The following is a 19,808-nucleotide window of genomic DNA, read 5'->3' on the forward strand; positions in this document are numbered from 1 at the left end:
AGAACATACCAAGAAGAGGTACTACGTTTCGTAGTACCTCTTCCAATCCTTCTATATAATTCGGTCTTAATTTACAAGAGCTAGTTGTCGTCCTCTCTTACAATCCCTTTGCGGCGGACCTTCTCCACGGCTTCCTTGCTGCTTCTTACCCCGAGCTTTTTCAAAATTTTATTGATCTGGTTCTTGAGCGTGCTCTCGGTTTTGAACAGCTTCTTCTCCATCTGGGAATGGGTGTACCCTTCATCCAACAGATCAAACACCTCACGCTCCGCAGGCGTCAAGACGCGCAGCTGCTCTTCACGCTTAAGGCGGGCAAATTCCTTGAGCAGCACCTCCATCGACCCCGGATGGAGCACGGCGCTTCGAATCGCCGCCGGAAGCTCTTTATACTTCGACTTCTCAATATAATTGACGGCTCCAGCCGTAAAGGATTTAGTGATTACCTGCTCATCACTCAGCGAGGTCAACATAATGACCTTGGCCTGCGGCTTACGCTCATAAATTTCGGCGGCAGTGTATATCCCGTCAAGTCGGCCCGCAGTCAGTTGGATATCCATAAGCACGATATCAAAGGAGAGGATTTGCGCCATCGCAATTGCTTGTTCAGGCGACTCGGCTGTCCCGACAACGATCATATCTTCCTGCGCATTTAGAAAAACGGTCATCGATTTAATCCAATCCGGGTCATCCTCTACCAAGAAGATTTGTATGCGATTCAAGCTTCTTCCCTCCCGGATAAACGAATAATTTTACTACGCGGAAAATATAACGTAATCTCCGTACCAACCGATTCACGGCTCTCCAGACCTACGGAACCTCCGCTTTTCTTCATCACGTTATACACATACGACAAACCAAGCCCGAAGTTATCCTGCTTATGACCCTTGGTGCTGTAAAAAGGTTCAAACACAAGTGCCTGCTGCGCTCTCGGAATGCCAATCCCGTTATCCTTAACGGAAATCGCCGCTCCTTTGCGGTCTGCGATTATCGTTATCGTAATCAGCCCTCCTTCAGGCATCGCCTCCACACTGTTACGAATGAGATTGCTGATCGATTCCTTCAAATGGACGGAATCCGCGAGCAGCCACGGCCGCTGACTACAGATCACCTTCAATTCAACGCCATGCCTGAGCAGCAGATCCCGTTCGCGGAGTTGCAGTTCAGCAAGCAGCTGATCCACGCGGACTGGCTGTTCCATCAGCTTAAACGCCTTCATCTGCTGCTGCATGCGCCCCACCATGGCAAGCAGATGTTCCGATGAGTTCGCTATAACTTCAAGCTGTTCGATGGCAACGCCGTTGTCATGTGGCAGCAGCCGCTTTACGTTTTCCGTGCTCATTGCAATCTTCCCGATCTCGTTCTTAATCGTATGATTCAGCATCGATGTCCCCGAGCTGACAGCTTGCATCGTGCGATCCAGCGGATCGCGCTCGAATTTCAGGCGTACGCCCAGGACGCCGTACACAAAGGTACAGATGACGGCAACGCCCATCGAATACAGAATGAACAGGGATACGTACTGAAATGAATCATAACCGGGCGAGATCAGATTTCCCACATTAATCAGCAGCATCACACCGAGCAAGGTAGGCACCATAATCCAGGTGGTGATCCACATGCTTTTGCGTTTTTGCGGATTCATCTCTTGCGACAACGCGCGAATAAGCAAGGCACATGCGGCCACATAATAGGGAACCGTCCACACGAATAACCAGCCATAATGAATTCGGTAACCCTCCGTCAAAAGCACTTGTGCCAGCATCGCGAGAACTGGCAGAAACAAGCCTAGCTTGAAATCGCGCATACTCTTATGATGCTGAGGTCTGCGGGTATACACCATGCAAAATATCAACACGCCGTACGGTGTCAGGGTATGGTTGAGAACTTGTATCCACGGCTCGTACCGAACCGGAATAAAACCGGAAGGTCCAAGCAAATCCGTCAAGCCGCCGATCCCTGCGCTCCATAGAAAAAAAGCCGCCCAGCGGTTCACCTCGCTCCGAGGCTGATTGAACAGCAGCACAGCCGCCGCGCTCCAAAGCGCTACCACATAATATATCATGACGCATCGTCCATTCTCTTCCCGATTATAGTTTCATCCTACCACAATTGCGACAGCAGCGGGACCTCCTGCCTTACCTTCACGAACATGCCCGATCCATCGAATCATGAATTCTGTTTTACTTCGAAACTCCGATTTTTACATAGCAAAAACATTCAGTTTACATTCAGCCGCATTTAAGAAAGATATCAGGAACGATTGATAGGATAGATTTCGTAAGCAAACAAGCAAACGAATGATAGAGAGAAACGAGGTGGAATCATGACAACCCCATTGAAATACCGGAACGAGCTGAAATTTTTCGTGAATATTCACCAATACCGAATCATCCGTCAACGATTGGAAAATCTGGTGAACTACGATCAACATGCAGGGCCCGGCGGGGAATATCACATTCGAAGTTTGTACTTTGATGATATCAACAACAAAGCTTTATACGAGAAGCTGGCTGGGGTTCGGGACCGGGTGAAATACCGCATCCGCATCTACAACGGAACTGACGACACCATCCATTTTGAGAAAAAAATCAAATTCCGGGATTACATCGCCAAGCTGAAGGAGCCGCTCACAAGGAAGATGGTCGATCAGATCATGGCTGGCGAATATGAATGCCTCTATCAGCCAGACACGCCATTGATGATGGAGCTGTATCACGAGATGAAGCATAAGCTGCTGCGGCCCAAGGTTATTGTCGATTATGTCCGCGAGCCGTATGTCTGCCCTAACGGAAATGTCCGGATTACGTTTGATAAGGAGCTTCGAACCGGCCTGCACTCCACGGATCTGTTCAATCAGAATCTGCTGCCCATCCGGGCGATCGATGAGAATCTGATCATACTGGAAGTCAAATATGACGAGTATATCCCGGATTACATCAAAATCGCGCTGCAGTTGGAAGGACTGGGCCGTCAATCGGCCTCCAAGTATGTAATGTGCCGCAAATTTCTGAAATATAACACATGGGAGGATCAATAATTCATGAACACCACATCTACATCAAGCAGTACAAGCACCACCAATTTTTCGGATATCATCAAAAACTCCGTCATGGAAAACTTCGTATCCGATATCAGCATCGCCAAAATTCTAATTACGCTGGCCGTTGCCTTCATTATCGGATTATTCATTTATCTGCTCTATAAAAGAGTCTTCAGCGGGGTGCTGTATTCCAAAAGCTTTAACGTGTCTCTGATTGGGATGACCATGATCACGGCCGTTGTCATCATTGCCATCAACTCGAATCTCGTGCTCTCGCTCGGTATGGTCGGCGCGCTCTCCATCGTCCGTTTCCGTACGCCTATAAAGGACCCAACCGATCTCATCTTCCTGTTCTGGGCCGCGGTTGCCGGGATCGTAACCGGAGCCGGGTTCTACACACTGGCAGCCATCGGCTCCATCGTAGTCGGTCTTATCCTGTTCTTCTTCATTAAAAAAGCAACTGTGGATACGCCTTACCTACTCGTCATTCACTGCGATAATGAGCAGAGCGAGCAGGCTGTAAAGGAACAAATCGGTCAAGCCGTGAAGCGTTATAATCTGAAGCAAAAAACCGTGACCCCAGGCAGCATTGAACTGACGCTGGAAGTAAGGCTCCGTGACGCCGAAGGCCAGTTCGTAACCAAGCTGTCCCAGCTCCCGGGTGTCCATAACGCGGTTCTGATCAGTTACAGTGGCGACTATGTATCCTAAGTCAGGCGGTGGTCAGAGATGAAAAAGATAAGATTGACGGTCCTGCTGTCCCTTGTGCTGACCCTAGTCCTCCTGATCTCAGGCTGCCAATGGACACCCCCAGCTGCCGAAACGGTGAGCAGCACGGAGAGTGATGCCCAGCAGGAGCAAATCGATTCAGCGGTTTTTCCGAAGAATAAGGTCATAGATGTTAAAATCACGATGAACGAAACGGATTTTCAGAATATGCTGGACAACGCCAGCGCCGAAGAGTATAAAGAAGCATCCGTCAATTACAACGGCATGCAATTTGATCATGTCGGCATTCGCACCAAAGGCAATTTAAGCCTGCGCAGCGTGGTCAATTCCGACTCCGACCGCTACAGCTTCAAAATATCCTTTGACGAATACCTCAATCAAACCTTGAATGGAATCAGTAAAATCAATCTGAACAACAACTACAGCGACGCCTCCTATATGCGGGAATTTCTGACCTACGAGCTGGCGGATTCCGTCGGACTGCCAACACCCGGCTTCTCTTACGTCAATGTATACGTTAACGATGAATTATGGGGGTTCTACCTCGCGATTGAACAGATTGGCGATTCCTATCTAGAGCGTCATTTCGATCATTCGTACGGCGCCTTGTACAAGGCCGAAATGAACGGTGCGGGCAGCGATCTGACTTGGCTTGGCAATGACCCGGATTCCTATACCGGACTTGTCATGAAATCCAAATCATCCAACGACGATGTATTGATCGATATGCTGGATGAGCTCAATAACGGCTCCGATTATGATAAGGTGCTGGACGTGGATAATGTACTCAAGTACGTTGCCTTGAACGTGGTTGCCTCCAATATGGACAGTTATCTGGGATCGAACAAACAGAACTATTACTTATATGAGAACAACGGCATTTTCTCCGTACTGCCTTGGGATTATAACATGGCATTCGGGGGGCTTGGCGGCTCCGGCATCCTCATTGACGAGCCGACCCAGGGGGCTTTGGCTGAACGACCCCTGATTGCCAAGCTGCTCGAGGTTGACGAATATAAGGAACGCTATCACGCCATCCTCACGGAGATGCTGGAGGGCTACATGCAGCAGGAAGCATTCAACGAGCGGGTGACGCAATTACAAGACTTAATTTCCGAACACGTAAAGCAAGACCCTAGACCTTTCTATTCCTATGAGGAGTACGAGCAATCCATCCCGACATTGACCTCATTCGTGGAAGAGTCAATGGATAATATCCAGCAGCAGCTGGATGGGACGATCCCTTCCGCAGGTGACGGAAGCGGCAGCGGCGGCGGCATGCGACCTGGTGATGGCGGAATGGTACCTGGCGGGAATAACAGTACGCCGCAGCCTAATTCGAATGAAGGTGCCAAGGGGAACTCGACTGATACTGATACTGATACTGGCACGAGCACGACACCGAAAGGAGCTGCCAGCGGCCGTACGAATGGAAATGGGTTAGTTCCTCTAATCGACACCCCGGCCGGAAGCATCTCTGGTGGGAACACGCCTGCCAACAACGACGGCGCTACTCCTGAACCTTCTGGCGACGCATCGGGAAGTAGCGCAGATGCTACAGGCAAAGCTGAAGGAGATCTCGACACCGACACCGTACCTACAGGAGATGAACCTTCCTTGTCAGTCGTATCGGCTGTCGGATCGAGCGCTAGCGCCCCTTCCGATGGAAACCAATCAACCATGCCTCAGGACCCCGGCCAGAATGGTCAAGGCCAGATGCCGGATGTCCCTCAGGGGCAGAGGGGGAACGGATTCGGCGGCGAGTTTGGCGGTCAAATGCAGGGAGGCCGGGGAATGGGCCGGCCGGGCGATTGGTCGAACGGGGCTGCCGAGGATCAAGGCAGTGCCAAGGAGGCCTTGTACGCCGGAGTCTCAATCGTGCTTCTTCTTCTCTCTTGTCTCTTTGTAACGCTGTATAAACGTAAAAGACTGTAATCATCAAACAAGGGGCAGCTCCAAAGGTCGATACCTTTGGAGCTGCCCCTTTATATCCGATCGTTTGAGCCTATGGCCGATGGATTAAACCTGTTATACAATGAACCACGTGATCATGATGGGCGCTCCGATGAGGATCATGCCCGGACCCATGACGATCCTCGTCATATTTCTAGACAGCTTGCGCTGGGTCGCGGTTGAACGATACCAACCGCTGAACTGCAGACGATTTCGGTAAAGTACAAGAAACCACAATACATTCCCCACAAACAGGAACAGGAAATATAGTCCGTTCCAAGGTATCCAGGCCTTCAGTATTTGATGTTCAATGTTGCCCAGAACCGTCACAAAGATCATCATAATGATCATCATGCGTATCATTTCGAGAATGGATGAGGCCAATTTGGTCATAACACTTACTCCCTTTTCAATCATGCTGGTTTAGATATCACGATTTTTCCATTATACAGCAGAAGGCGAGATCGTGATATGCCAAAAGGCGATATGGCCATAAAGAACCATACCGCCAACTTTATTTTTTCCTCAGCAATGATGCTATTCAATGGGACTCGAACTCTGCTTGTTGATCGTGTACCGATTGTTTTCTTATAAAGTATGAATCCAGCTTCCGACTGACCCATAAGGACAGCACGATAAAGGCAAGAACACCGAACAATTTAAAAGGTTCCGCAATAAAATCGGACAGGTTGGCACCGATGTATGAGACACAGAACACCATAATGCCCTTGCCCAAGGTTACAGCCATCAGATAGGACATCAGGTTCATTCTGGCCAGCCCGGCGGCTACGTTGACCGCGACAAACGGCCCTACGGGGAGTATGCCTAGCAGGAAAACGTAACTGAAACCGTTGCGCTGAATCCAGCGCATACCACGCTGAACTTTAGGTTTATTCGCCCAGCGTTCGATCAGAGGTGTACCCGATATTTTGCGCACGATGAGAAAGGTCGTTAAGCATCCAGCCACCATACCGATCCAGGAGTAAAGAAACCCTGCCCACAGCCCATACACCGCCGCATTCACACCTACGATCACGATCGTGGGCATCGGTGGAATGAAGGATTTCAGGAAAGTCAGAAGGATGCCCGGCAGCGGGCCTAAGGCTCTAAATTGTTCTAACAACCATTCCAGGTTGCTCTCTGTAAAGTAAGACATGATGTCCAAGTAGCCAATCAATGACTTCACCCATTTCTGCTAAGTATTGCCGACTAGCTGACCTGAAGCACCTGATTCAGCTGAGCCAGATGGTGGTTGTCGTGCCAGATGAAATCCCGCATAAATTGCGCTACCTCAAAGGGATGCCCGTCCCCGTCCGTGTACCGCAACTCATATGACGTTTCAGGCAAGGATTCGATCGCCTGAATCAGTTTCTCCCTTGCGGTTATCGTCTGATCCACCAGCGCTTCTGTTGATAACGTCTTGGCATATTGCCTCGACTGTTCATTGAAAGTGTCATAATCCACATGCCGGACGGTCAATACATCCCCTGCAGAAATTTTGGCAATGGCTTCATTGTAAAAATACTCATCCCAGCGCATGATATGGCACACCACATCACGCACGGCCCATTTCCCCTCAGCAATCGGGGTGCTCCAGAATCCCTCTTCTTGTTCCGCGAATTCTTTCACTTTGCCAATCCATGCGGAATACTCATTCAGCAGCTGCTGTTTGTCACTCATATCCATTCTCCTTGTCGATATAAGATTTAATATAGGCGTCCATTCGATCCTCCGGCCAGTGATACATCTTGAGCAGCTCCTCATAAGGATCGCCTGTGATATGTAACAGCTTCGCAAAGGCAGGCTCCGTCTTGTAACCCGACCTCTTCAGCTCGATGATGCCTTGTCTTGCAGTTTCACCGAGTCGCTGCAAAAGCTTGTATTCCACAATCATATGACGGTAACCATTCTGCTTCGTCGAAGGTAATGGCTGTGCAAAAATCTCAAATTCCCACCCCTTATACCGAAAACGAGCTACCGTTCGATTCACGTTGTTGACCATACGGGATGAGCAGGTGAAATTCGAATCAAGTTCACTATAACGCGACATGAGCTCTTGCTCAAAACGGGCAAAATCCGTCACATGGCATATGATATCGAGATCGCTTGAAGCGATGTCAATCCCAATAGGGATCGTACCCACCAATATCGGGTTGCAGGGTTTCAAATGATCCCATAGTTTAAGCTCGTCTATAACTAGGGCTGCTTGCTTCTGTTTAGCAGTGCCTAGTCGTAAGTACTCCAAATTAAGAAAATCCATATGATCTTGCATGGCTGCCACCACCTGCCTTACTGCTCTGAACTTTCTGGTTAGCGCTCGGTCCACGTCGTCCGAACATAGCCCAGCTTCATGCCAACCGATTCCATATTACGATGGCTCTGCGATAAGAAGGCACATTGGGAGGCAATCAGATCGCATCCTACAAGCTTCGCCTCCTGTATTCTCCTACGAAGCAGCTCCTGCTGCAAGCCCTGTCTACGATGCTCCGGGATTGTTGCCGCAAATGTTAGTGACGCTGTCAATTGATTTACATACATGACGCCAGCTGCAGCCGGCTCATCTTCGACATAAGCGATATAGAAGCTCCATCCCGGGCGTGAATACAATACACGGTTATTCGCGGCTACAGATGGAATCCCTTGATCAGGCAATCCTGTTCCACGGCAATGAACTTTAGCATAATCCTCAAATTCATCTTTGTCTATTGTTCTGATCACAATTCCATTACCTTGCACACCCTTCAGCTCTTGCGGGTCCATATACATGGAATTATGAAAAGCAGATTGATAGAATCCGCGATCGGCAAGCGCAGTCAGAACTTCCTGATTCACCAGGCCGGGTACGATCTCAAACTGGAATTTGCGGTCCCTCGATTGATAAAAGTCGATGATATCGTCCAAATTATTCAGATCCTCTGAACGCAGTCCTTTCACCGTGTTAAAAGAAAGCCAAGGCATCGTCTTGCTGTACAAGCACAGCGCATGGCCGAAGCGCTTCATTTCGACCCCTTCGGGATTTCCGGTCCGACCTTCGATTGCTTTCATTCGATCCAACATATATTCCGTTTCCGAATCCTGAATGCGATGGATAAGTTCCTCAGATGGAAGATGCCGCATATGGCCTCCTATGTATTATCATTAGTAATTGGAAAAATAGAGCCCGAAGATCGCTTACTGATGCTTCGGGCCCTTACTTGCTGCTTATGTTTTATTTCGCGCTGCCTGGCAAATCGCAAGATCCGTCGGCACACATGCCGTCGCTGCTGTCGGAATCATTCACCATCACTAGCGGATTCGCTTCACGATAAGCCTTATCTAGAGCGTCCGTGAACACTTCCAGCGGCTGCGCACCGGACACGGCGTATTTGCCTCCCAGCACGAAGAATGGTACTCCCCGAATTCCCAAATTGGTTGCAGCTGATTCATCTGCCCTTACTTCGGATTGGAAATCGTCACTCTCAAGCGCGGTCACTGCCTGATCCCGCTCCAGGCCGACTTCAGCTGCCAGATCGGCCAACCGATTCTTATCACCAAGATTCTCGCCGTCTGTAAAGTGTGCACGGAACAACCGCTCCGTCATTTCTTTCATTTTACCATGCCCGGATGCAAAATGAACCAGACGGTGAGCATCAAATGAATTGGCAGGGATGACGCGATCCATGTGATAAGTAAGCCCGACGCTTGCCGCTTGCTGGGTCACGTTGGCGTTCGCAGCCTCAGCCTGTTCGATACTCATGCCGTATTTGGATGCCAATATCTCATCCATTGAAATCCCGGCCTTATACGATGCATTGGGATCAAGCTCAAAGCTGCGGTATACCACTTCAACCTGATCTTTATTAGGGAATTGCTCCAAAGCCGATTCGAAACGGCGTTTACCAATATAACAGAACGGACACATAAAATCCGACCATATTTCAACTTTCATTCTTTACGCCTCCTAGCGAGTATGAATACTAACTTACTTATTGTAACCCGCTTTCAGCATGACATCAACACCTCACATGAATACGGAGAGGTCTTGCATGGATGTTCCAGGATTCCGAGTACAAACACGCCTGTTATCTAAGCGGATTCCTGTTCTCCAGTAATCTGGTTAGAATCCAATCCGTCACAACCTCAAAGCCTTGATTTCTCGTCAGGGAACTATTCATTACCAGATCCGCATGCCAGCGGGTAGGCTCAACGTATTCATCGTGCCTGTATCTCACAAGCTGTAAATATTCCTGAAGCACACTTTCCTCGTTATGCCCCTTATCGATAAACCAGCGGTTTCTGCGAAGCATTCTTTCATCTGCAGGGCAGTCTACGAACAGCTTCAAATCAAGGGTGTTCCGAAGATATTCGAATTGATACAGAAGAAATCCTTCCATGACGATTACATCGTATTTGCCACTATGGACGGCGTGATCATATTCCTCGGTCAGACGCTCGATATCGACGGCATCCGGATGGTTAAAATCCTCAAATATTTGATTCGTGAAGGGCGCCTTGGTCAAGGGCCTCACGGACTTATAGTATTTATCCATATGGAAGATGACCACCCGGTACTCGCTTAACCTCTCCTTGAGCTTAAGGCTTAGCGTTGTCTTGCCGCTGCCTGAACCTCCGCCAATCCCGATCCTTAAAGTCTGCCTATGCTCCATATGCTTTCATCTTCCTCCGCATGTATGTCCAATGTATAGGTTCCATTATTATACAACCGATCCAAGGAAGTTGAAAGTTCCTGCGTTACAAGAAACACATCAACCGGCGTACTCTCACACAAGACAGTACCGTTGTAACAAAAAAAACAGACAGCATACCGCCGCCTGTTACTTATATTTTTTCCAATCCATCTCGCTGTGTTCCAGTAAATATTCAAAATCATTATCGCGCCGCTTCTGTTCAGCCTTGCGCACAGCTTCCCGTTCCTGCCTTTCCTGCTCAAGCCGCTCGGCTTCATTGGCTTTCAAGGATTCGGTTGTTGCCTTCAACTTCGCCAGAACTTGAGGGTCCAGCATATCCTTTAACGTTGCGGGTTTATCGGCAGCTTCGGTTCGCGGCAATGGGGATGTTCGTTTCTTTTTTGCCATGATGATTCACCTCGATTTCCACATCATTATATCATCTTATGTACGGTCTGGCATCTATATCTGTTTGAAAAAATCAAAAAAAAAGAGAGCCTCTTGGCTCTTCTTCTCATTACGTATACTTTACTTTGAGGGCGATCGATGGGACTTGAACCCACGAATGCCGGAACCACAATCCGGTGCGTTAACCCCTTCGCCACGACCGCCATGACAATGAGAATTTCATATTCTTGAGAAGATATTTTATCAGACATTTATCCATTTGGCAAATTGTAATTTTTTACAGACCATTCTTGATTTCAACGGAAAGAACGTACTATACTTACTTGAACTCCAACATCTGATAATAGAGCCCTTTTTCGATACAATATGATTTTAGCATAGGAGGTAGGACATCGATGATCTATCATATTGATTATGTCTCAGAGGGATTACATGTTAAGGGATATCTGGGTTTGCCGCCGCAGTTACCCCGTTCGAGCACCCATGAGATGTCCAAGACGGTCGATGCCATACCCGGCGTAACGGTAACCGACACGCTTGCATGCTCCTTGAATCAGGACAATGTCCCGGAAGGATCCTTCGGGTCAACTGAACCTAAGCTGCCACTGGTCCTGTATTGCCGCGGTGGCATTGGACGGGTTGGGGCGGTAAGGTTGAAGTGGGTCGAAGAATTCGCGGCGCAAGGTTATGCGGTGTTTGCTCCAGCCTATCGTGGGAATGAAGGCAGCGAGGGCAGGGATGAATTCGGCGGTGCCGATACGATGGACGTGATCTCCGCAATCGAATGGCTATCGCGCATTTCATGGATAGATAACAATCGTATTCATCTGTTAGGCTTTTCCCGCGGAGCGATCAATGCAGCCGTGGCAGCCGCCCTGTCACCGCATGTATCCAAATTGATTCTTTGGAGCGGCGTCTCCGACCTGGCGCAAACCTACGAGGAACGAATCGATCTGCGCAGGATGATGAAACGCATCATTGGCGGTACGCCAACCAAGTTTCCGGAACGATACATTCTCCGGTCACCGATCCATTATGCGGACCGAATCCGATGTCCGGTCCTGATTGTCCATGGGACGCAGGACGAACAGGTCCAGGTGGAACATAGTTACCGGATGCTGGACAAGCTTCATGAGCAGGGACATCAGCCGGAAGCCCACCTGTACGAAGGGCTTGGGCATCATTTCCCACCGCCGCAGCATGCAGCGGCGATCAACCGGATGTTCGACTGGTTGAAGAAATAAGAAGAAGTTGAGGAGCGCTCCTCACTTCTCCTCATCTCTCTCCAAGCGCGTTTGTTTGGATTGCTTCCACCTAGTTGTGCCCAGCAGCCGTCTCAATCCAGTATTTACACGTCCCGTTCGTCATGGAACTTAATTCACCGTGATTCCATTCAATGATGCAACGTGAAGCCAGGTTGAATTCATCACAGGTCAGAAGGACCCGGTTTATGTTTTTGTCATAGGCTTTCTTGACCAACTCCGCCAGCAGCCGCTTGCCATATCCTTTCCCACGCTCCGACGGCCTGATGACATACCCGATATGTCCCCCTAGCTCTTGCAAATTCTCATTCAGTCGGTGTCTCAGCTTACCGTATCCTACAGGCTTGTCGTTATCGTATAACCAATATATCGTCTGGGGAACATACTCTTCCGGCAGATCGATGCCTCTCGCCATTTCGTAGTTGCGTTGGACCTTAGAGGCGAACTCTTCCATGCCTCCGCTATTTAGACCATTAACGAAGCCATTCTCGCCTTGGCCGATTTCCTGGACCATAAGCAGCAGGCTTTCATCCTCCTTCACCTGCAGCTCCCTTAACACTAATACCATGCCTATTCCTCCACTTGAAAGATTGAATCTACAATAACAGGCAGTTGTTCCCGTAAGGATACGGCTCCGAATACGGATCTGGCGTGAGTCCCTTGGTCTCCGAACACCTCAAGCATCAAGTCCGAGAATCCATTCAACACCTTATGATGCTCCTCATAGTCGGTTGTTGCGTTAACGAAGCCTTGAACCTTGACCACGCGCTTCACTTTATCAAGTGATCCCAGGCCTTCGCTCAATACGGCCAAGACTTCAATCCCGGTCAATCGAGCATATTCATACCCCTGCTCTGTTGTGTAATGCTCTCCCAATTTCCCTCTTGGCTGTCCTGAGGGACCCTTGCCTGAAACATACATCAATCCGTTAACGATGACATAATTGGCATACTTCGCTGCTGGCGAGCCTGCTTTAGGTAGGCTGATGCCCAGCTGCTTCAGACGTTCCTCCGCACGATCGGTCATATGATCCCCCCTACAGGAAAAATATTCTATGTAAATTCCAACTATTGTATCACGGAATGACCTCTTTACAAGTAAAAAAAACTTTTTTTTGAATTAGATGGTGGTGCTGAAATAGAGTTGTACTGTATCTATGATTATTGTGATCCGGAGCAAGATTGTTACCTAGACGCGCACCTCTACCGTAAAATCGGATACCTGAATTGTATGAAAAATCGTACAAAAGCATGTACACAGTCATTCGTTGTAAGAGAGTTGTACGAAAAAACGTACAACAACGAATACATAAGGATACAGCTCCAGAAATTTGCACGAGAAATCGTTCAAAAACTAGTGTAAAGCGATCCTAGTGGGATTTTTGGACGAAAAATCATTCAATATTTGGTGTGCTTGGCTTATCTCCTTGCAACTTGGAGCGATTTAGATAAGATATACATACTTATAATCAGCGCGGCGAAGCACGCCATTTCATTGGATGAGATGAAAGAAAATCCATCGATCGTGCTGGCCATGGTGCGGAGCATTTTAGCCCCTTATCTTGCGGCAATCCAAGATGTGAGCGGAACAGTCTATCGAGGAAAAAAAGACCCGCCTCACTCATCGAGGCTGGTCTTGAAATCAACATATCTGATGTTTAGATCCGGAACGAATAATAAGCATAACGTTCCGCATTATGAATGGCCTGCCATACGTCAATTGTCTCGGCGCCCGGATACCAGTAGGCGTAACCGGAAATAGGGTATCTGGCAGCCATAAGATGTTTCATGGATAAAGAGCGGGCCTCCTCGGTCCATATGCGATGCTGAATGCCGCCGCTGCTATAAGCCGCTTCATACTGCGCCACGCTGGCATTCCATGTGAGTGGAGCCTTGTTAAGGCGAATGCGATGTCCTTGCTCGGCCAAACTGATGTCCTCCGAGGATACCGACGAAGCGATCTTCCAATCCCTCGTGTACAGCGGGTACGCGATAATGCTCTTCTTAGCCGGAACTTGAGTCAGCAGCTTGCGCAGCGCGGATTCACTCCAAGGGAGCGAGGAAACGGATCCCGCTATTGGCGAACCACCCCAGTGCTGGTCATAACTCATGAGCACCATATAGTCCACCTGAGTGCCAAGCGTGGCGTAATCGAATGCAGCCGTCCAATCCGTATTCAGATCAGGTGAAACATCGATGGATAACTTGGCTCCAAGCCGCCTCATCTCTATGGATAATTGCGTGATAAAGGCCGTCAGATTCTGACGATCCTGTGGCAGTGGCATGACGTTCTCAAAATCAATATTGATCCCGTTCAATCGATACCGCGATACATTCGCTGCAATACTGTCAACCACGGACTTCCGGGACTGTGCGCTGCTTAAAACTTGATGAGTTCCTTCCGCATTCCCGCGGTTCCCCACCATAGCCCACACCTGCCGACTGTTGTTATGAGCCCAATTCAACAGCTCCTTGTCGGTATGGTCCGTCAGCTTGCCGTTAGCCTCCATGTAATACCAGCGTGGTACCAGAACATTCAATCCGGCCCGTTTGGCATAGGAGATATATTGATTCGTTGTACCGTTATACAACCAGCCCATATGAACATTTGCAGGAGTCTGAAGGTTTATCTGGGTCAGCACATTTCCCGACTGCAGGACCCGATCCAACAGCATAGCCGTTTCCTCACGGGTGATCGCATCCTGCGGCCTGAACTGTCCCTTACTCCCCTGCAGCCAGCCTGTATCGGTCGCTTTGCCAACGGCATTCCAAGCCCATTCCGCGATAGAAGCAGAATCCGTGTATTGGCCAGCTGTATTTCCGTTCATATATCCATTATCTTTCATGGCACGAATCACCATCACAGCAGCCTCTTGCCTTGTTATAGAAGCATTGGGGTAGAACCGGTAACCGTTCCCCTCAACAATGGACAAATTAAGTCCCGCGTGAACCCAGCCATAATACCATGCGGATTTGGGAACATCCCGAAACGCGGATAAATCATTCGGAACGGGCTCCATCTTGAGCATCCTGGCAACCATGGCAATGAATTCGGCCCGGGTAACCGAATTTCGCGGCAAAAAAGCTCCTGTGCCATCCCCGCTTACGATACCTCTCTTGGCCAGACGCTGGATCGCGTCTTTTGCGAAGCTTGCCGAGATATCGTGAAAATCGGTCGGGCTAGGAGCTTGAGCCGCTGATGCCTGAAAAAGGCCAAAAAACGATGTACATGACAGCAGCAAACAAAGTGACAGGAAATACTTCTTCAAAGAGACGCCTCGATTCTATCATCTGATACCATCAGCATATCAGATGATCATAGAATCAGGCATTATTCATTTTTTGGTAATATCCGCTTCCTGTTTAGTATTAACAGGATAAAATGACAGCACCGATCCCTTCTACGACAAGGGAATTCCGGGTTAAACGCTTAATATGCTCTTCGCCAAGCAGAATCTTCCATTCGCCCAGCTCAGGTAAAACCAGGGAGGATTCTTTCCGTGCTGCATAATAGAGAACATAGATATGCTTCTCTGGATCACCGCCCGCATGATCACGAAGCGTGAAAGCAACGGTATGCTCAGGACATGGTTCAAACTGAAGATGCTTGCGAATCGACGCGGCATCCCTCAATCTGAATGCCGGATGTTTCTTGCGGAGCTGAACGAGCCGTTGAATGTATTTCACTCCATCCTGGTGCTCCGATGCCATACCCCAGTCCAGCCGGTTCACTTCATCACTAGAATTATAGCTGTTCTCCACTCCGTTCTTGGAGCGGTAATACTCTTGACCAGCATGCAGAAAAGGGATGCCTTGACTGGTCAAGATCATGGCTGATGACAGCCGGTGCATATCGCGACGTATGGCATCTTTCTCCCCCGCGGTGGACTGTATAATTTTGTCCCATAAGGTATGGTTATCATGACATTCCACGTAATTTACGCACTGATCCGGTTCGGAAGCAAACGCCTTGATATCTTTGGAATACGGAATACCACCGACGATGCCTTGCTTCACCTTGTCCTCATATCCTTCTCCGCCGCTCACGAAGCCTCTATAATCAAACTGGAAGATGTCTCCTTTGACCGCATCGCGGAATCCGTCGTTAAAGTGAGCGATGCGCGGCATCACGGGGGCCTGCTGCTGATTCGCTCGCTTCTTCTCATCCAACTCGGTATTCATGACCCAGCCTTCGCCGATCGTGATGATGGACGGATCAATCTCGTCCAGGCGCGCACGGATTTCATTCATCGTCTCCACATCCAGCAATCCCATCAGGTCAAATCGGAAACCGTCAATCCGGTACTCCTTCACCCAATGTAGGACGGATTCCACAATGAATTTCCGCATCATCGGACGCTCGGATGCCGTGTCGTTACCACACCCGGATCCGTTGGAGAATTTGCCGTCCTTCGTATAGCGCAGGTAATATCCGGGGACCAGCTTCGTGAAATTGATCAGATACCCGTCATATACATGGTTATACACCACATCCATGATGACCCGAAGGCCATGATCGTGGAATGTCTGAATCAACTGCTTCAGTTCACGAATCCGAACCTCAGGCACATACGGATCCGTAGCATACGAGCCTTCGGGAGCATTGTAGTTCTTCGGGTCGTATCCCCAATTGTACTGCGGCTCATGAAGCTTGGTTTCGTCCACGCTTTCCGTTGCAAAATCGTAGATCGGGAGCAGCTCCACATGCGTGGCCCCTAGCTCGACAATATGATCAAGCCCTGTGCGAATCCCTCCCGGGCCTCGGGTACCTGTCTCCGCCAGACCTGCAAACTTACCTTTATGCTTCACTCCACTGTCTTGATGAATGGTGTAATCACGAACATGCAGTTCATAGATTACGGCATCCAGAGGACTATGAACTGGGGGTTTCTCTTCTGTCCAGTGTTCCGGATCGGTCGAGGCCATGTCCAAGATGTAAGCACGATCCCCATTGACGCCTACAGCGGCAGCGTAGGGGTCGACAGCTTCGTTCCATTGATCCCCGATAAGGACCTGGTAGGTGTAGAACATCCCTTGAAGATTTTCTCCTACTGTCAGTATCCAAGTTCCCTTCACATCACGCGTCATCGCGATTCGCCGGGCTTCTACTGCATGCCAATCCGGATAGAGCATAACGTATGCCTCACTAGCAGTCGGTGCCCACAGGCGAAAGGTGGACTCTTGAGCTTGGTAGGTTAGCCCCAGGTCCGTTCCATCATAATAAAAAAGCTTGTCAAATTCCTTATCGAAGACGGAGACTCCCCCAGTAACCGCGGGATCTCCGTAGTGAATAACAGCATTGCTTTCTTTTTGTACCGACAAGATGTTCACTCCTCATGTATGCTTCCTATCCAATTGCAGCCGTTCAACTTCTTCTTCCGTAATGGTGCGGGTACCATATCGGGCTTCCTCGTAAAGCTCGATCAAGGATTGTGGAATACGATCCTTCCTTCCGTCCCATTCCTTAAGATCGCTTTCGGTTTCCCGCGGTGTTAGCGATGCTTTCCAATGATAGCCTTCCCTGATACTTCGGGAAAGTATCATCCGATACATTTGGCGAATTTTCTCATTCAAACGCTCAGATCCTTCTCCCGTCCGAAACTTTCCGCCGATACGCATACCGGACAACAGCCGTTTTAGTCGTTTGGATGCCGGGTCATGTTCAATATTCTCCACTTCATCCTCATAACCTAGTGAGGGCTGAACGCTCTGTCTGTTCATCATCCTGTTCATCCATGCAGAGAATCTTCGATACAGCTTAGGCAGTACTTTACCAAACCTGAACAGAACATACAAAATCCCGATCCCTATAGCGCTGAACACGCCATAGATCAGTACTTGCTCCAATACTTTCATCCATGGACTCGGCTTGGCTTCTTCATCAAGGACTGGCATTTCGGGCGGAGGCTCCGACATCGAAGGCGGCTCGGGGGCCTGCTCCGCTCCAGTGCTAAACCATCCGGAGATCCATGCAGCGATCCCCCGCGCCATATCAGAGACCCATTGCTGCAGCTGCGGAAGAAAAGCGAGCACCGCGACCAGAAGCAGCAATACGATGATAAACCAGCGATTGTAGCGCAGAACTCGCCGTTCCAATATGGGTTGATCATTGCCTGGCAGTGTTTCATCCAACACCAACTGCCGATTGACAATCAACAGGGTCAGTGCTAACGCCGCTGCCCCCATCCAGGTCAGAGATGATATGCCACCCTCAAATGAATCCATAAAACTTAACATAAAACTGCTGACCCCGTACAGAATCAAACCTATTAAGAAATAAGTCCCCGGAAACATCAAATTCCAGCTTCCCTGCTCCATTCGGCATCCGCGATAACTGGAAATAAATATCAGAGGGATGAAATAAACAAGAGTCAAATCAACGCCTATGAAAGCAATGGATACCGTAATGGAAACCAGGCTAGCCCATAAGGTTGCCTTAAACTGACGATCCAGCTTGAACCATCGCGCACCGGTATAGCCAAGTAAGTACCCGCCTAATACTAGGACAGGCCATACCCAGCGGTACGATTCAGGCAGCAGATAGAACGCCGGAATAAAGAGAACCGGAAAATAGAGCACGCATTCCACAAATCCCTGCAAGAAAGCCTTTATAAATCCAGTGCCTTGAGAGGTCATGCAGACACCTCCTTTGCAGGAGACGGCACATCATCGAGAGGAAATACCTGAATCGTGTGCCCATGGTCCCGAAATCGCTGAAACATCTCTTCCAGCCTAGGGCTGACGTAAGTGCTCAGAATGAGGATATCTCTTGCCTCTTCATGCCGGGACAGTTCATGGGCCAGATAATCATGAAAAGAAGCCTTGCGCGTCAGCTCCAGTCTCGCCAGCATTTCGAATATCAGCTGCTGCTGCGTCATGCCGCCTGCAACCGGGACGAATGCTTCATCGGTTGAATCCTCCCCAAGCGTTCCGTTCGTCCCCATTCCGATCTCCATGCCCTGCGCCAATAAGTGAGCTGTAATGCCAGCCGCCAGGCGGATGCCATATTCGATCGGCTCCGGCCTCGTCGCTTTGCTCCACATCTGCTCATGATCCTCTATATTCAGATAGATCAAGAGTCGGCTGTCCGCTGTGGTATCCCGCCTGTGGACCTGCAGGATGCCCGTCCGTGCGGTCGCTTTCCATTGAATATCCTTTAGCGGATCGCCGTCGCGATATTCGCGTACGCCCGATATCAGGAAAGGATCCTCCAAGATCCATCTGCGGACCAGCATTTCACCCATCCAAGTCTGGACCGGAAGGGCCATATCCGACACATCCATCGGCATCGGGTACACGATAATTCCACCAGACAACGTCTTACTCTGGACAATCGACTCCATTCCGACCAGATCACCCGTCGTCATGGATACCGTACCCAACTTATACAGGCCTCTGCGCTTAGCAGTAATCCGATGTCTGCGAAGGATTTTGGTCCAAGGCAGAAGACTGAAGAAGCTTTTGTGGTTCTGATTGAACTGCCCCTCGCTGATATCCAGGTTCAATTGATTATCAAATACCAGACCCGAGCGGAATTGGGATTCTACTCTTAACCAGGGTACAGGCCATGCTTTGCGGTTCTCAATGACTTCGATCAGTTCCACGGAATCCCCCTCATAGCAGGTCGACACTTTGAAGGAGCGGCTGTAGTTCAACCTTTTCAAGGCCATCCGTTTGAAAAGCTTGCCCTGCACGACGACGACCACAGCGGCGATGAACAATATCCAGTAGGCTCCCATAGCCATCCGCC

20 protein-coding genes and 1 tRNA gene are annotated in these 19,808 nt (G+C 49.3%); 4 read left to right on the plus strand and 17 right to left on the minus strand.

The window, feature by feature from the left end; translation table 11 throughout:
* Window positions 1-80: 80 nt before the first annotated feature.
* Both ABEW73_RS09095 and ABEW73_RS09100 read right to left on the minus strand, forming a co-directional pair.
* The gene (locus tag ABEW73_RS09095) at window positions 81-719 is read right to left on the minus strand and encodes a response regulator (RefSeq protein ID WP_430164451.1); all 639 of its coding nucleotides are present in this window, start codon (window positions 717-719) and stop codon (window positions 81-83) included.
* Window positions 716-2,062, minus strand: coding sequence for an ATP-binding protein (locus ABEW73_RS09100; protein ID WP_430164453.1), 1,347 nt, complete (start codon window positions 2,060-2,062; stop codon window positions 716-718). The genes ABEW73_RS09095 and ABEW73_RS09100 overlap by 4 nt, the downstream gene beginning before the upstream one ends.
* 261 nt (window positions 2,063-2,323) lie before the next feature.
* Between ABEW73_RS09100 and ABEW73_RS09105 the strand changes: the two genes are divergently transcribed.
* From ABEW73_RS09105 to ABEW73_RS09115, 3 genes are read left to right on the plus strand one after another with little or no spacing between them, the layout of a single operon-like run.
* On the plus strand, window positions 2,324-3,037 hold the full coding sequence (locus tag ABEW73_RS09105; RefSeq protein WP_430164456.1) for a polyphosphate polymerase domain-containing protein: 714 nt from the start codon (window positions 2,324-2,326) through the stop codon (window positions 3,035-3,037).
* A 3-nt stretch (window positions 3,038-3,040) separates the two neighbouring features.
* On the plus strand, window positions 3,041-3,751 hold the full coding sequence (locus ABEW73_RS09110) for a DUF4956 domain-containing protein (protein WP_430164458.1): 711 nt from the start codon (window positions 3,041-3,043) through the stop codon (window positions 3,749-3,751).
* Window positions 3,752-3,769: 18 nt separating this feature from the next.
* On the plus strand, window positions 3,770-5,704 hold the full coding sequence (locus tag ABEW73_RS09115; protein ID WP_430164461.1) for a CotH kinase family protein: 1,935 nt from the start codon (window positions 3,770-3,772) through the stop codon (window positions 5,702-5,704).
* Window positions 5,705-5,797: 93 nt separating this feature from the next.
* On the opposite strand, the gene ABEW73_RS09120 is transcribed toward ABEW73_RS09115, so the two are convergent.
* The 9 genes from ABEW73_RS09120 to ABEW73_RS09160 form a co-directional block, all read right to left on the minus strand.
* Window positions 5,798-6,115 (minus strand): hypothetical protein, encoded by a 318-nt coding sequence (locus ABEW73_RS09120; RefSeq protein ID WP_430164464.1) that lies wholly within the window; start codon window positions 6,113-6,115, stop codon window positions 5,798-5,800.
* Between the two features lie 148 nt (window positions 6,116-6,263).
* Window positions 6,264-6,878: a TVP38/TMEM64 family protein gene (locus ABEW73_RS09125; RefSeq protein WP_430164991.1), complete on the minus strand. Its 615-nt coding sequence runs from the start codon at window positions 6,876-6,878 to the stop codon at window positions 6,264-6,266.
* A gap of 53 nt (window positions 6,879-6,931) precedes the next feature.
* Window positions 6,932-7,402: a DinB family protein gene (locus ABEW73_RS09130; RefSeq protein ID WP_430164467.1), complete on the minus strand. Its 471-nt coding sequence runs from the start codon at window positions 7,400-7,402 to the stop codon at window positions 6,932-6,934.
* On the minus strand, window positions 7,395-7,994 hold the full coding sequence (locus ABEW73_RS09135) for a DUF4269 domain-containing protein (protein ID WP_430164470.1): 600 nt from the start codon (window positions 7,992-7,994) through the stop codon (window positions 7,395-7,397). The genes ABEW73_RS09130 and ABEW73_RS09135 overlap by 8 nt, the downstream gene beginning before the upstream one ends.
* A 38-nt stretch (window positions 7,995-8,032) precedes the next feature.
* Window positions 8,033-8,839 (minus strand): GNAT family N-acetyltransferase, encoded by an 807-nt coding sequence (locus ABEW73_RS09140; protein WP_430164473.1) that lies wholly within the window; start codon window positions 8,837-8,839, stop codon window positions 8,033-8,035.
* A 91-nt stretch (window positions 8,840-8,930) separates the two neighbouring features.
* Complete coding sequence (locus ABEW73_RS09145; protein ID WP_430164476.1) at window positions 8,931-9,650, minus strand: DsbA family oxidoreductase; 720 nt, start codon at window positions 9,648-9,650, stop codon at window positions 8,931-8,933.
* Between the two features lie 133 nt (window positions 9,651-9,783).
* Entirely contained in the window at window positions 9,784-10,368 is a 585-nt protein-coding gene (locus ABEW73_RS09150) for a uridine kinase family protein (RefSeq protein WP_430164478.1), read from the minus strand.
* 168 nt (window positions 10,369-10,536) lie between these two features.
* Window positions 10,537-10,797, minus strand: a complete 261-nt coding sequence (locus tag ABEW73_RS09155; RefSeq protein ID WP_076322198.1) for a YqkE family protein — start codon at window positions 10,795-10,797, stop codon at window positions 10,537-10,539.
* A 130-nt stretch (window positions 10,798-10,927) separates the two neighbouring features.
* Window positions 10,928-11,000, minus strand: a tRNA-His gene (locus ABEW73_RS09160).
* A gap of 192 nt (window positions 11,001-11,192) precedes the next feature.
* On the opposite strand from ABEW73_RS09160, the gene ABEW73_RS09165 reads away from it, so the two are divergent.
* Window positions 11,193-12,041: an alpha/beta hydrolase family protein gene (locus ABEW73_RS09165; protein ID WP_430164481.1), complete on the plus strand. Its 849-nt coding sequence runs from the start codon at window positions 11,193-11,195 to the stop codon at window positions 12,039-12,041.
* 70 nt (window positions 12,042-12,111) lie between these two features.
* Here ABEW73_RS09165 and ABEW73_RS09170 read toward each other — a convergent pair whose 3' ends face one another.
* The 6 genes from ABEW73_RS09170 to ABEW73_RS09195 all read right to left on the minus strand — a co-directional run bounded on the left by ABEW73_RS09170 (window position 12,112) and on the right by ABEW73_RS09195 (window position 19,797).
* Window positions 12,112-12,627, minus strand: coding sequence for a GNAT family N-acetyltransferase (locus tag ABEW73_RS09170; protein WP_430164484.1), 516 nt, complete (start codon window positions 12,625-12,627; stop codon window positions 12,112-12,114).
* 2 nt (window positions 12,628-12,629) lie between these two features.
* On the minus strand, window positions 12,630-13,085 hold the full coding sequence (locus tag ABEW73_RS09175; RefSeq protein ID WP_430164486.1) for a RidA family protein: 456 nt from the start codon (window positions 13,083-13,085) through the stop codon (window positions 12,630-12,632).
* A 631-nt stretch (window positions 13,086-13,716) separates the two neighbouring features.
* On the minus strand, window positions 13,717-15,327 hold the full coding sequence (locus tag ABEW73_RS09180) for an S-layer homology domain-containing protein (protein ID WP_430164489.1): 1,611 nt from the start codon (window positions 15,325-15,327) through the stop codon (window positions 13,717-13,719).
* A 100-nt stretch (window positions 15,328-15,427) separates the two neighbouring features.
* The gene (gene pulA / locus ABEW73_RS09185; RefSeq protein ID WP_430164492.1) at window positions 15,428-17,380 is read right to left on the minus strand and encodes a type I pullulanase; all 1,953 of its coding nucleotides are present in this window, start codon (window positions 17,378-17,380) and stop codon (window positions 15,428-15,430) included.
* A gap of 12 nt (window positions 17,381-17,392) precedes the next feature.
* Window positions 17,393-18,694, minus strand: coding sequence for a DUF4129 domain-containing protein (locus tag ABEW73_RS09190; RefSeq protein ID WP_430164495.1), 1,302 nt, complete (start codon window positions 18,692-18,694; stop codon window positions 17,393-17,395).
* Window positions 18,691-19,797 carry a DUF58 domain-containing protein gene (locus ABEW73_RS09195; RefSeq protein WP_430164498.1) on the minus strand — a complete coding sequence of 369 codons (1,107 nt, stop codon included), beginning with the start codon at window positions 19,795-19,797 and terminating at the stop codon, window positions 18,691-18,693. Before ABEW73_RS09195 ends, ABEW73_RS09190 begins: the two co-directional genes overlap by 4 nt.
* Window positions 19,798-19,808: the final 11 nt, after the last annotated feature.

The sequence above is a fragment of the Paenibacillus lautus genome (assembly GCF_050482385.1).
Taxonomy (GTDB): Bacteria; Bacillota; Bacilli; order Paenibacillales; family Paenibacillaceae; genus Paenibacillus_AQ; species Paenibacillus_AQ lautus_B.